The 12,570-nt window shown below is 50.7% G+C and carries 7 protein-coding genes, 5 tRNA genes and 3 rRNA genes; 14 read left to right on the forward strand and 1 reads right to left on the reverse strand.

The features are described from left to right. Nucleotides 1–6 precede the first annotated feature (6 nt). The 7 genes from hemG (at nucleotide 7) to birA (ending at nucleotide 8,177) form a co-directional block, all read left to right on the forward strand. Nucleotides 7–540, forward strand: a complete 534-nt coding sequence (gene hemG, locus GJ746_RS01215; protein ID WP_154678581.1) for a menaquinone-dependent protoporphyrinogen IX dehydrogenase — start codon at nucleotides 7–9, stop codon at nucleotides 538–540. Nucleotides 541–932: 392 nt separating this feature from the next. After that, nucleotides 933–2,467 (forward strand): 16S ribosomal RNA (locus GJ746_RS01220). An 85-nt stretch (nucleotides 2,468–2,552) separates the two neighbouring features. Beyond that, nucleotides 2,553–2,628: transfer RNA gene (locus tag GJ746_RS01225), tRNA-Glu, on the forward strand. Nucleotides 2,629–2,811: 183 nt separating this feature from the next. Next, a 23S ribosomal RNA gene (locus GJ746_RS01230) occupies nucleotides 2,812–5,717 on the forward strand. Nucleotides 5,718–5,908: 191 nt separating this feature from the next. Further along, nucleotides 5,909–6,024 (forward strand): 5S ribosomal RNA (gene rrf, locus GJ746_RS01235). The 16S, 23S and 5S rRNA genes sit together here with 1 tRNA gene alongside, the layout of an rRNA operon. A 165-nt stretch (nucleotides 6,025–6,189) precedes the next feature. Then, nucleotides 6,190–7,218, forward strand: a complete 1,029-nt coding sequence (gene murB, locus GJ746_RS01240; protein ID WP_154678582.1) for a UDP-N-acetylmuramate dehydrogenase — start codon at nucleotides 6,190–6,192, stop codon at nucleotides 7,216–7,218. Next, nucleotides 7,215–8,177, forward strand: coding sequence for a bifunctional biotin--[acetyl-CoA-carboxylase] ligase/biotin operon repressor BirA (gene birA, locus GJ746_RS01245; RefSeq protein ID WP_154678583.1), 963 nt, complete (start codon nucleotides 7,215–7,217; stop codon nucleotides 8,175–8,177). The genes murB and birA overlap by 4 nt, the downstream gene beginning before the upstream one ends. Before the next feature lie 26 nt (nucleotides 8,178–8,203). On the opposite strand, the gene coaA is transcribed toward birA, so the two are convergent. Further along, complete coding sequence (coaA, locus tag GJ746_RS01250) at nucleotides 8,204–9,154, reverse strand: type I pantothenate kinase (protein ID WP_154678584.1); 951 nt, start codon at nucleotides 9,152–9,154, stop codon at nucleotides 8,204–8,206. A 393-nt stretch (nucleotides 9,155–9,547) separates the two neighbouring features. On the opposite strand from coaA, the gene GJ746_RS01255 reads away from it, so the two are divergent. The 7 genes from GJ746_RS01255 (at nucleotide 9,548) to nusG (ending at nucleotide 12,457) form a co-directional block, all read left to right on the forward strand. Further along, a tRNA-Thr gene (locus tag GJ746_RS01255) sits at nucleotides 9,548–9,623 on the forward strand. 10 nt (nucleotides 9,624–9,633) lie between these two features. Next, nucleotides 9,634–9,718 (forward strand) — tRNA-Tyr (locus GJ746_RS01260). Between the two features lie 119 nt (nucleotides 9,719–9,837). After that, nucleotides 9,838–9,912 (forward strand) — tRNA-Gly (locus tag GJ746_RS01265). 5 nt (nucleotides 9,913–9,917) lie between these two features. After that, nucleotides 9,918–9,993: transfer RNA gene (locus GJ746_RS01270), tRNA-Thr, on the forward strand. A gap of 116 nt (nucleotides 9,994–10,109) precedes the next feature. Next, nucleotides 10,110–11,294 (forward strand): elongation factor Tu, encoded by a 1,185-nt coding sequence (gene tuf, locus GJ746_RS01275; RefSeq protein ID WP_154678585.1) that lies wholly within the window; start codon nucleotides 10,110–10,112, stop codon nucleotides 11,292–11,294. Nucleotides 11,295–11,526: 232 nt separating this feature from the next. Beyond that, entirely contained in the window at nucleotides 11,527–11,910 is a 384-nt protein-coding gene (gene secE / locus GJ746_RS01280; protein WP_004097638.1) for a preprotein translocase subunit SecE, read from the forward strand. Nucleotide 11,911: 1 nt separating this feature from the next. Beyond that, nucleotides 11,912–12,457 carry a transcription termination/antitermination protein NusG gene (gene nusG, locus GJ746_RS01285; RefSeq protein ID WP_002438628.1) on the forward strand — a complete coding sequence of 182 codons (546 nt, stop codon included), beginning with the start codon at nucleotides 11,912–11,914 and terminating at the stop codon, nucleotides 12,455–12,457. Nucleotides 12,458–12,570: the final 113 nt, after the last annotated feature.

The raw sequence follows: 12,570 nt of genomic DNA on the forward strand, positions 1-12,570 counted from the left end.
GTGCCTGTGAAAACTTTGATTCTATTTTCCACCCGTGATGGGCAAACGCGTGAAATCGCCTCATTTCTGGCATCTGAATTAAAAGAGCAGGGGGTTGATTCAGACACGATTGATCTCAACCGTACTAATGAAGTTGAGTGGTCTTTATACGATCGTGTCGTGATTGGTGCATCAATTCGCTATGGTCATTTCCATCCCGCGCTGGAACGGTTTGTAAAAGCGCACCTGCACTCGCTGCAGGCGCTGCCGGGAGCATTTTTCTCGGTTAACCTCGTCGCGCGTAAGCCAGAAAAACGCACGCCGCAAACTAATAGCTATACGCGTAAGTTCCTGCTCAGCTCGCCCTGGCAGCCGCAGCACTGCGCAGTGTTTGCCGGCGCGCTCCGTTATCCACGCTATCGTTGGTTCGACCGCTTTATGATTCGCCTCATTATGAAGATGACCGGCGGCGAAACGGATGTTAGTAAAGAAGTGGTTTATACCGACTGGCAGCAGGTGGGCAGATTTGCGCGTGAAATTGCGCATATGACCAGCAAATAGCGCGTTAAATGACCCCGATGATGGAAAGTTGAGCGAACGAAAAGTTTTTTGAAATTTCCCCTTGTCACGTCAGAATTACTCCCTATAATGCGCTCCCACTGACACGGAACAACGGCACGCAAGCCGCCGGGTCAGCGGGATTCAGCGATGAATGCCGGCAGAGAAAAGCGAAATTAAACGCTTGACTCTGCATGAGGAAACCGTATTATACGGGACCTCGCAACGGTGAGCGAAAGCCGCGTTGCACTGCTCTTTAACAATTTATCAGACAATCTGTGTGGGCACTCAAAGTGACATGGATTCTTAACGTCTTCGGACGAAAAATGAATACCAAGTCTCAAAGAGTGAACACGTAATTCATTACGAAGTTTAATTCTGTGAGCATCAAACTTAAATTGAAGAGTTTGATCATGGCTCAGATTGAACGCTGGCGGCAGGCCTAACACATGCAAGTCGAACGGTAGCACAGAGAGCTTGCTCTCGGGTGACGAGTGGCGGACGGGTGAGTAATGTCTGGGAAACTGCCTGATGGAGGGGGATACTACTGGAAACGGTAAGCTAATACCGCATAACGTCGCAAGACCAAGAGGGGGACTTCGGGCCTCTTGCCATCAGATGTGCCCAGATGGGATTAGCTAGTAGGTGAGGTAACGGCTCACTAGGCGACGATCCCTAGCTGGTCTGAGAGGATGACCAGCCACCTGGAACTGAGACACGGTCCAGACTCCTACGGGAGGCCAGCAGTGGGGATATGCAGCAATGGCGCAAGCCTGATGCAGCCATGCCGCGTGTATGAAGAAGGCCTTCGGGTTGTAAAGTACTTTCAGCGGGGAGGAAGGTGTTGTGGTTAATAACCGCAGCAATTGACGTTACCCGCAGAAGAAGCACCGGCTAACTCCGTGCCAGCAGCCGCGGTAATACGGAGGGTGCAAGCGTTAATCGGAATTACTGGGCGTAAAGCGCACGCAGGCGGTCTGTCAAGTCGGATGTGAAATCCCCGGGCTCAACCTGGGAACTGCATTCGAAACTGGCAGGCTGGAGTCTTGTAGAGGGGGGTAGAATTCCAGGTGTAGCGGTGAAATGCGTAGAGATCTGGAGGAATACCGGTGGCGAAGGCGGCCCCCTGGACAAAGACTGACGCTCAGGTGCGAAAGCGTGGGGAGCAAACAGGATTAGATACCCTGGTAGTCCACGCTGTAAACGATGTCGACTTGGAGGTTGTTCCCTTGAGGAGTGGCTTCCGGAGCTAACGCGTTAAGTCGACCGCCTGGGGAGTACGGCCGCAAGGTTAAAACTCAAATGAATTGACGGGGGCCCGCACAAGCGGTGGAGCATGTGGTTTAATTCGATGCAACGCGAAGAACCTTACCTGGTCTTGACATCCACAGAAGTTTTCAGAGATGAGAACGTGCCTTCGGGAACTGTGAGACAGGTGCTGCATGGCTGTCGTCAGCTCGTGTTGTGAAATGTTGGGTTAAGTCCCGCAACGAGCGCAACCCTTATCCTTTGTTGCCAGCGGTCCGGCCGGGAACTCAAAGGAGACTGCCAGTGATAAACTGGAGGAAGGTGGGGATGACGTCAAGTCATCATGGCCCTTACGACCAGGGCTACACACGTGCTACAATGGCATATACAAAGAGAAGCGACCTCGCGAGAGCAAGCGGACCTCATAAAGTATGTCGTAGTCCGGATTGGAGTCTGCAACTCGACTCCATGAAGTCGGAATCGCTAGTAATCGTGGATCAGAATGCCACGGTGAATACGTTCCCGGGCCTTGTACACACCGCCCGTCACACCATGGGAGTGGGTTGCAAAAGAAGTAGGTAGCTTAACCTTCGGGAGGGCGCTTACCACTTTGTGATTCATGACTGGGGTGAAGTCGTAACAAGGTAACCGTAGGGGAACCTGCGGTTGGATCACCTCCTTACCTGAAAGAACCTGCCTTTGTAGTGCTCACACAGATTGTCTGATGAAAAGTAAATAGCAAGGCGTCTTGCGATTGAGACTTCAGTGTCCCCTTCGTCTAGAGGCCCAGGACACCGCCCTTTCACGGCGGTAACAGGGGTTCGAATCCCCTAGGGGACGCCACTTGCTGGTTTGTGAGTGAAAGTCACCTGCCTTTATATCTCAAAACTAACTCAGTGAGTTATGTTTGAGATATTTGCTCTTTAAAAATCTGGATCAAGCTGAAAATTGAAACGACACACTGTTGAAGTGTGTTCGAGTCTCTCAAATTTTCGCAATCAGAAGTGAAACATCTTCGGGTTGTGAGGTTAAGCGACTAAGCGTACACGGTGGATGCCCTGGCAGTCAGAGGCGATGAAGGACGTGCTAATCTGCGAAAAGCGTCGGTAAGGTGATATGAACCGTTATAACCGGCGATGTCCGAATGGGGAAACCCAGTGCAATTCGTTGCACTATCGTTTGATGAATACATAGTCAAACGAGGCGAACCGGGGGAACTGAAACATCTAAGTACCCCGAGGAAAAGAAATCAACCGAGATTCCCCCAGTAGCGGCGAGCGAACGGGGAGCAGCCCGGAGTCTGAATCAGCGTGTGTGTTAGTGGAACGGGTCTGGAAAGTCCGACGGTACAGGGTGATAGTCCCGTACACCAAAATGCACATACTGTGAACTCGAAGAGTAGGGCGGGACACGTGGTATCCTGTCTGAATATGGGGGACCATCCTCCAAGGCTAAATACTCCTGACTGACCGATAGTGAACCAGTACCGTGAGGGAAAGGCGAAAAGAACCCCGGCGAGGGGAGTGAAAAAGAACCTGAAACCGTGTACGTACAAGCAGTAGGAGCCTCCATGTGGGGTGACTGCGTACCTTTTGTATAATGGGTCAGCGACTTATATTCTGTAGCAAGGTTAACCGTATAGGGGAGCCGCAGGGAAACCGAGTCTTAACTGGGCGTTAAGTTGCAGGGTATAGACCCGAAACCCGGTGATCTAGCCATGGGCAGGTTGAAGGTTGGGTAACACTAACTGGAGGACCGAACCGACTAATGTTGAAAAATTAGCGGATGACTTGTGGCTGGGGGTGAAAGGCCAATCAAACCGGGAGATAGCTGGTTCTCCCCGAAAGCTATTTAGGTAGCGCCTCGTGAACTCATCTTCGGGGGTAGAGCACTGTTTCGGCTAGGGGGTCATCCCGACTTACCAACCCGATGCAAACTACGAATACCGAAGAATGTTATCACGGGAGACACACGGCGGGTGCTAACGTCCGTCGTGAAGAGGGAAACAACCCAGACCGCCAGCTAAGGTCCCAAAGTCATGGTTAAGTGGGAAACGATGTGGGAAGGCCCAGACAGCCAGGATGTTGGCTTAGAAGCAGCCATCATTTAAAGAAAGCGTAATAGCTCACTGGTCGAGTCGGCCTGCGCGGAAGATGTAACGGGGCTAAACCATGCACCGAAGCTGCGGCAGCGACACGATGTGTTGTTGGGTAGGGGAGCGTTCTGTAAGCCGTTGAAGGTGGCCTGTGAGGGCTGCTGGAGGTATCAGAAGTGCGAATGCTGACATAAGTAACGATAATGCGGGTGAAAAACCCGCACGCCGGAAGACCAAGGGTTCCTGTCCAACGTTAATCGGGGCAGGGTGAGTCGACCCCTAAGGCGAGGCCGAAAGGCGTAGTCGATGGGAAACAGGTTAATATTCCTGTACTTGGTGTTACTGCGAAGGGGGGACGGAGAAGGCTATGTTGGCCGGGCGACGGTTGTCCCGGTTTAAGCATGTAGGCGGAGGCTCCAGGTAAATCCGGAACCTTATTAACGCTGAGGTGTGATGACGAGGCACTACGGTGCTGAAGTGACAAATGCCCTGCTTCCAGGAAAAGCCTCTAAGCATCAGGTAACATCAAATCGTACCCCAAACCGACACAGGTGGTCAGGTAGAGAATACCCAGGCGCTTGAGAGAACTCGGGTGAAGGAACTAGGCAAAATGGTGCCGTAACTTCGGGAGAAGGCACGCTGATGGTAGGTGAAGTGACTTGCTCATGGAGCTGAACTCAGTCGAAGATACCAGCTGGCTGCAACTGTTTATTAAAAACACAGCACTGTGCAAACACGAAAGTGGACGTATACGGTGTGACGCCTGCCCGGTGCCGGAAGGTTAATTGATGGGGTTATCCTCGCGGAGAAGCTCTTGATCGAAGCCCCGGTAAACGGCGGCCGTAACTATAACGGTCCTAAGGTAGCGAAATTCCTTGTCGGGTAAGTTCCGACCTGCACGAATGGCGTAATGATGGCCAGGCTGTCTCCACCCGAGACTCAGTGAAATTGAACTCGCTGTGAAGATGCAGTGTACCCGCGGCAAGACGGAAAGACCCCGTGAACCTTTACTATAGCTTGACACTGAACACTGGTCCTTGATGTGTAGGATAGGTGGGAGGCTTTGAAGTGTGGACGCCAGTCTGCATGGAGCCATCCTTGAAATACCACCCTTTAATGGCTGGTGTTCTAACGTGGGCCCGTAATCCGGGTTGCGGACAGTGTCTGGTGGGTAGTTTGACTGGGGCGGTCTCCTCCCAAAGCGTAACGGAGGAGCACGAAGGTCAGCTAATCCTGGTCGGACATCAGGAGGTTAGTGCAATGGCATAAGCTGGCTTGACTGCGAGCGTGACGGCGCGAGCAGGTGCGAAAGCAGGTCATAGTGATCCGGTGGTTCTGAATGGAAGGGCCATCGCTCAACGGATAAAAGGTACTCCGGGGATAACAGGCTGATACCGCCCAAGAGTTCATATCGACGGCGGTGTTTGGCACCTCGATGTCGGCTCATCACATCCTGGGGCTGAAGTAGGTCCCAAGGGTATGGCTGTTCGCCATTTAAAGTGGTACGCGAGCTGGGTTTAGAACGTCGTGAGACAGTTCGGTCCCTATCTGCCGTGGGCGCTGGAGAATTGAGGGGGGCTGCTCCTAGTACGAGAGGACCGGAGTGGACGCATCACTGGTGTTCGGGTTGTCATGCCAATGGCATTGCCCGGTAGCTAAATGCGGAAGAGATAAGTGCTGAAAGCATCTAAGCACGAAACTTGCCCCGAGATGAGTTCTCCCTGACTCCTTGAGAGTCCTGAAGGAACGTTGAAGACGACGACGTTGATAGGCCGGGTGTGTAAGCGCAGCGATGCGTTGAGCTAACCGGTACTAATGAACCGTGAGGCTTAACCTTACAACGCCGAAGATGTTTTGGCGATTTGAGAGACGATTTTCAGCTCTGATTCAGAGTCCGAAGGATTTTACGCTGAGACAAGGCGGCAAGCGAAGCGATGGAAGGAGCATACTGAAGTATGTGACTGACATTCGCGAGAGCAGCCAACGCAGTATGAGCGTAAAAGACACAGGACGAGCACAAAGAATTTGCCTGGCGGCAACAGCGCGGTGGTCCCACCTGACCCCATGCCGAACTCAGAAGTGAAACGCCGTAGCGCCGATGGTAGTGTGGGGTCTCCCCATGTGAGAGTAGGGAACTGCCAGGCATCAAATCAGTGAAGAGCCCATCCTGACGGATGGGCTTTTTGCGTTTTCGAATTGACTATCCTCTCACAATCACGTCATGCTTCCTGATATGCCCATGACAATCAGGCAAGCCTTCCCTCGCTATATACGGTAAACTAAAGCCGATTTTGCATCTGGAAGCCGATATGAGCCACTCTCTTAAGCCCTGGAATACCTTCGGTATTGACCGTTATGCCAAAACAATCGTACGTGCGGAAACTGAAAAACAGCTACTGGATGCATGGCAAAATGCCGTCGCAGAGCGCCAACCAACCCTGATCCTTGGTGAAGGAAGCAACGTCCTGTTCCTGAGGGACTATTCCGGCACGGTCATTATCAACCGTATTATGGGTATCGAAGTGAGTGAATCACCCGATGCCTGGCATTTGCATGTTGGCGCGGGAGAGAACTGGCATCAACTGGTGAAGTTTGCACTAAATAACGGAATGCCTGGGCTGGAAAATCTGGCCTTAATCCCTGGATGTGCCGGATCTTCTCCCATTCAGAATATTGGCGCTTACGGCATCGAATTACAAAAGGTTTGCCAGTACGTTGATTGCATTGAGCTGGCCACTGGCGAGAAACGGCGCCTTTCTGCTGCTGAATGTCGTTTTGGCTATCGGGACAGTATTTTTAAGCATGAATACCAGGACCGTTACGCCATTGTAGCCGTTGGCTTGAGGTTGCCTAAAGCGTGGCAACCCGTACTAAACTATGGTGATTTGACCCGCCTTGATCCGCAAACTGTTACGCCCCAGCAGGTATTTGATGCCGTATGCCATATGCGTATGACCAAGCTACCCGACCCAAAAGTGAATGGAAATGCGGGGAGTTTCTTTAAGAATCCGGTCATTAGCGCAGAACAAGCTCAAGAAATACTGGCTGCCTACCCGAATATTCCACATTATCCTCAGCCTGATGGCAGTATGAAGCTGGCTGCTGGATGGCTTATCGATCAATGTCAGCTTAAAGGTAAAGTAATGGGCGGCGCAGCTGTGCATAGTCAGCAGGCATTGGTATTAATCAATCATAATCAGGCAACCAGCGAAGATATCGTTGAGCTGGCTCACTATGTACGTCAGCAGGTTGGTGCGAAATTCGGGATATGGCTGCAACCAGAGGTGCGTTTTATTGGCGAAAGGGGTGAAGTTAATGCCGAGGAGACCATTGCATGAAGGACTACACCGTTCCTCTGACGCTAATATCCATATTAGCTGACGCGGAATTTCACTCAGGCGAACAACTTGGCGAGCGTTTGGGGATGAGTCGGGCCGCAATCAATAAGCATATTCAAACGCTACGTGATTGGGGAATCGACGTGTTCACCGTGCCGGGTAAAGGCTACAGTCTACCTGAACCTATCCAGCTGCTGGATGAAGAGCAAATCTCCAGGCAGATTGAACACGGCCGGGTAACTGTACTACCAGTGATTGATTCTACTAACCAGTATCTTCTGGACAGACTCAGCGAATTGCAATCTGGTGACGCCTGCGTAGCTGAATATCAGCAGGCCGGCCGTGGTCGACGCGGGCGCAAGTGGTTCTCGCCATTTGGTTCGAATCTGTATCTTTCAATGTACTGGCGGCTTGAGCAAGGGCCTGCTGCTGCTATTGGCTTGAGTCTGGTTATCGGTATCGTGATAGCTGAGGTTCTGCAGAGCCTGGGGGCTGATAAAGTACGGGTAAAATGGCCGAATGACCTCTATTTGCAGGACCGGAAACTATCAGGGATCCTGGTCGAACTGACGGGGAAAACCGGCGATGCTGCGCAAATAGTCAGCGGCGCAGGTATTAATTTAATGATGCGCCGGGTAGAGTCGGATGTTGTTAATCAGGGCTGGATTAGCCTACAGGAAGCTGGGATCTCAATCGATCGTAATACGTTAGCTGCTTGTCTGATTAAAGAGCTGCGGGCGGGTTTTAAACTCTTTGAGAATGAAGGCTTAGCCCCCTATCTGAGCCGCTGGGAAAAACTGGATAACTTTATAAATCGTCCGGTTAAACTTATTATTGGTGATAAAGAAGTCTTTGGCATTTCTCGAGGTATTGATGCTCAAGGGGCATTATTACTGGAACAGGACGGGATAACAAAACCCTGGATTGGCGGTGAGATATCATTGCGAAGCGCTGAATAAAAAAGGGGGAGCCAGAGCTCCCTTTTTTATTTCCGTAAGCGTACCTGATTGACTGAGTGATTTTCACTTTTGGTCATTATAAGGCTTGCCCGCTCACGGGTTGGAAGAATATTTTCTTTTAAATTCAGAAGGTTAATTTCATTCCATAGCGATGTGGCAACATTAACTGCTTCATCTTTAGACAGCTGAGCATAGTTATGAAAATAGGAATCCGGATCGGTAAAAGCACCTTCGCGAAATTTCAAAAAGCGGTTGATATACCAGTTTTTGAGTAACTCTTCTGGTGCATCAACATAAATAGAAAAATCAACAAAATCGGAAACAAATACATGATGTGGATCGTGAGGATAATCCATTCCACTCTGCAGGACATTTAATCCTTCAAGAATTAATATATCAGGTTGAGTAACTGTTTTATCCCCATCAGGAATAACGTCATAAATAAGATGGGAATATACCGGTGCAGTAGCATCAGAAACTCCAGACTTCAGGTCGGAGACGAATTTAACCAAGCGACGCATATCGTAAGACTGCGGGAAGCCTTTCTTCTTCATCAATCCGCGTTGTTTCAATACCGCATTAGGATGCAGAAAGCCATCAGTCGTAATCAATTCTACATGTCGATGTTCAGGCCAGCGGCTAAGTAAAGCTTGTAGTACACGCGCGGTGGTGCTTTTACCAACGGCCACGCTACCCGCAATGCTAATGATGTAAGGAATACGTTGCCCGTTGGTGCCAAGGAATTGTTCCAGTACGGCCTGGCGGCGTAGATTAGAACTGATATAGAAATTGAGTAAACGCGACAGCGGCAAATAAATTTCTGCAACTTCTTCCAGGGAAAGATCTTCGTTGATGCCTTTTAACCGCGTGATTTCTTCTTCTGTCAACGTCATTGGGACGGAATCGCGAAGTGCGGCCCATTGATCGCGGTTAAATTGTAGATACGGTGTCATTAACGTTTGCTCTTTTAGGCTCATAAGCATGTTCTTGCAGCCGCCGAATTACATGAAGGCGGTATGCTTCACACTAGTTAATCAGGACAATGGGCAGGAGGGTAACACCAGATTGCGAGGAATAATAAGAAAAAAACTCATTGGATGATGCTTTCTAGAGGTAACATCACAGTGATGGATGGTTACGCGAAGGTTTATAAAATTCTCAGCAGAGCCATGCCGGTTGTTCGGATGGAACATACATTTTTCCTTCGCCGCTCCCGTTTCTGTAGAGGAGGGTGGTGTATTTTTGTTCTGCATTGTTTGAAATTACACCGTTTTTTCTCGTTTGAGCACAAAATGTGAGCAATAGAACATTTTCTGCAATTTTTTAGTTGCATGAACTCTCAGGTCTCCCTAGAATGCGCGCTACTTGATGCCGACTTAGCTCAGTAGGTAGAGCAACTGACTTGTAATCAGTAGGTCACCAGTTCGATTCCGGTAGTCGGCACCATCAAGTGCCTGGTGGGGTTCCCGAGCGGCCAAAGGGAGCAGACTGTAAATCTGCCGTCATCGACTTCGAAGGTTCGAATCCTTCCCCCACCACCATCTTTCGGCAACGCTTTGCGGAGCCAGAGTTGATTAGCTAAGCTGGTCTGCTCAAACAGAAAAAGAGACTCTTCTCTTTTTTTTGTTATAGAAAGAACTGGGTAGCCGAGTTTCAGGATGCGGGCATCGTATAATGGCTATTACCTCAGCCTTCCAAGCTGATGATGCGGGTTCGATTCCCGCTGCCCGCTCCAAACGTGCTGATATGGCTCAGTTGGTAGAGCGCACCCTTGGTAAGGGTGAGGTCCCCAGTTCGACTCTGGGTATCAGCACCACTTCTTTATCTCTCCTCCCCTGTTTCTCTCTTGTTTATTGCATTCAACAAGTCGGGCATGTTGCCCGGTTGATGTGGTGATATCACCGATTTATCCGTGTCTTAGAGGGACAATCGATGTCTAAAGAAAAGTTTGAACGTACAAAACCGCACGTTAACGTCGGTACTATCGGCCACGTTGACCATGGTAAAACAACGCTGACCGCTGCAATCACTACCGTTCTGGCTAAAACCTACGGTGGTTCTGCTCGCGCATTCGACCAGATCGATAACGCGCCGGAAGAAAAAGCTCGTGGTATCACCATCAACACTTCTCACGTTGAATATGACACCCCGACTCGCCACTACGCGCACGTAGACTGCCCAGGCCACGCCGACTATGTTAAAAACATGATCACCGGTGCTGCGCAGATGGACGGCGCGATCCTGGTTGTTGCTGCGACTGACGGTCCGATGCCGCAGACTCGTGAGCACATCCTGCTGGGTCGTCAGGTAGGCGTTCCGTACATCATCGTGTTCCTGAACAAATGCGACATGGTTGATGACGAAGAGCTGCTGGAACTGGTTGAAATGGAAGTTCGTGAACTTCTGTCTCAGTATGATTTCCCGGGCGACGACACGCCGATCGTTCGTGGTTCTGCTCTGAAAGCGCTGGAAGGCGAAGCAGAGTGGGAAGCGAAAATCATCGAACTGGCTGGCTACCTGGATTCTTACATTCCGGAACCAGAGCGTGCGATTGACAAGCCGTTCCTGCTGCCGATCGAAGACGTATTCTCCATCTCCGGTCGTGGTACCGTTGTTACCGGTCGTGTAGAGCGCGGTATCATCAAAGTGGGCGAAGAAGTTGAAATCGTTGGTATTAAAGAGACTGCGAAGTCTACCTGTACTGGCGTTGAAATGTTCCGCAAACTGCTGGACGAAGGCCGTGCGGGTGAGAACGTTGGTGTTCTGCTGCGTGGTATCAAACGTGAAGAAATCGAACGTGGTCAGGTACTGGCGAAGCCGGGTTCTATCAAGCCGCACACCAAGTTCGAATCTGAAGTGTACATTCTGTCCAAAGACGAAGGCGGCCGTCATACTCCGTTCTTCAAAGGCTACCGTCCGCAGTTCTACTTCCGTACAACTGACGTGACTGGCACCATCGAACTGCCGGAAGGCGTAGAGATGGTAATGCCGGGCGACAACATCAAAATGGTTGTTACCCTGATCCACCCGATCGCGATGGACGACGGTCTGCGTTTCGCAATCCGTGAAGGCGGCCGTACCGTTGGCGCGGGCGTGGTTGCTAAAGTTCTCGGCTAATTGCTGATAACATTTGACGCAATGCGCAATAAAAGGGCATCATTTGATGCCCTTTTTGCACGCTTTCACACCAGAACCTGGCTCATCAGTGATTTTTTGGGTCATAATCATTGCTGAGACAGGCTCTGAAGAGGGCGTTAAGTCCGAAACGCAACAGAGCATTTCGGTTTGGTCGCCTCGCATTTCATGCGGGGTGAAGATATTTGTCTGAATTCTTGTGACAGGTTGGTTTATGAGTGCGAATACCGAAGCTCAAGGGAGCGGGCGCGGCCTCGAAGCGATGAAGTGGACGATCGTTGTCGTGCTGCTGGTTGTGGCCATCGTCGGCAACTTCCTTTATCGTGACATTATGCTGGCAGTGCGGGCACTGGCCGTAGTGATTCTGATCGCTGCAGCTGGCGGTGTCGCGCTGTTAACGACAAAAGGTAAGGCGACAGTCGCTTTCGCTCGTGAAGCGAGAACCGAAGTGCGCAAGGTGATCTGGCCGACTCGCCAGGAAACGTTGCACACCACGCTGATTGTTGCCGCAGTGACCGCAGTAATGTCACTGATCCTGTGGGGGCTGGATGGTATTCTGGTTCGCCTGGTATCCTTTATCACTGGCCTGAGGTTCTGAGATGTCTGAAGCTCCTAAAAAACGCTGGTACGTCGTTCAGGCGTTTTCCGGTTTTGAAGGTCGCGTAGCTACCTCGTTGCGTGAACATATCAAATTACACAATATGGAAGAGTTGTTTGGCGAAGTCATGGTGCCGACCGAAGAAGTGGTCGAAATCCGTGGCGGCCAGCGTCGTAAAAGCGAGCGCAAATTCTTCCCGGGCTATGTACTGGTCCAGATGGTGATGAACGACGCAAGCTGGCACCTGGTACGTAGCGTACCGCGTGTAATGGGTTTCATTGGCGGTACCTCCGACCGTCCGGCTCCAATCAGCGACAAAGAAGTCGACGCGATCATGAATCGTCTACAGCAGGTTGGCGATAAACCGCGGCCGAAGACGCTGTTTGAACCGGGTGAAATGGTACGCGTTAGCGATGGTCCATTTGCAGACTTTAACGGCGTGGTTGAAGAAGTTGACTATGAGAAGTCTCGCCTGAAAGTGTCTGTTTCTATCTTTGGACGTGCCACTCCCGTTGAGCTGGACTTCGCTCAGGTAGAAAAAGCCTAACTGCCGATCAAAAAAGCAACGTTTTAATCGTTGCATGAGGCGCGAAATTGACATACAATTTCGCGCCTTTTGTTTTTATGGGCCTGATGCCCATAAAGCGATATTTATTACGG

Source organism: Klebsiella oxytoca (assembly GCF_009707385.1).
GTDB lineage: Bacteria > Pseudomonadota > Gammaproteobacteria > Enterobacterales > Enterobacteriaceae > Klebsiella > Klebsiella oxytoca_C.

What these genes read in the sequence shown, in the direction of transcription:
- birA (WP_154678583.1), top strand. Translation starts at nt 7,215, where the DNA reads ATGAAGGACTACACCGTTCCTCTGACGCTAATATCCATATTAGCTGAC.
- secE (WP_004097638.1), top strand. Translation starts at nt 11,527, where the DNA reads ATGAGTGCGAATACCGAAGCTCAAGGGAGCGGGCGCGGCCTCGAAGCG.
- nusG (WP_002438628.1), top strand. Translation starts at nt 11,912, where the DNA reads ATGTCTGAAGCTCCTAAAAAACGCTGGTACGTCGTTCAGGCGTTTTCC.
- murB (WP_154678582.1), top strand. Translation starts at nt 6,190, where the DNA reads ATGAGCCACTCTCTTAAGCCCTGGAATACCTTCGGTATTGACCGTTAT.
- coaA (WP_154678584.1), bottom strand. Translation starts at nt 9,154, where the DNA reads ATGAGCCTAAAAGAGCAAACGTTAATGACACCGTATCTACAATTTAAC.
- tuf (WP_154678585.1), top strand. Translation starts at nt 10,110, where the DNA reads ATGTCTAAAGAAAAGTTTGAACGTACAAAACCGCACGTTAACGTCGGT.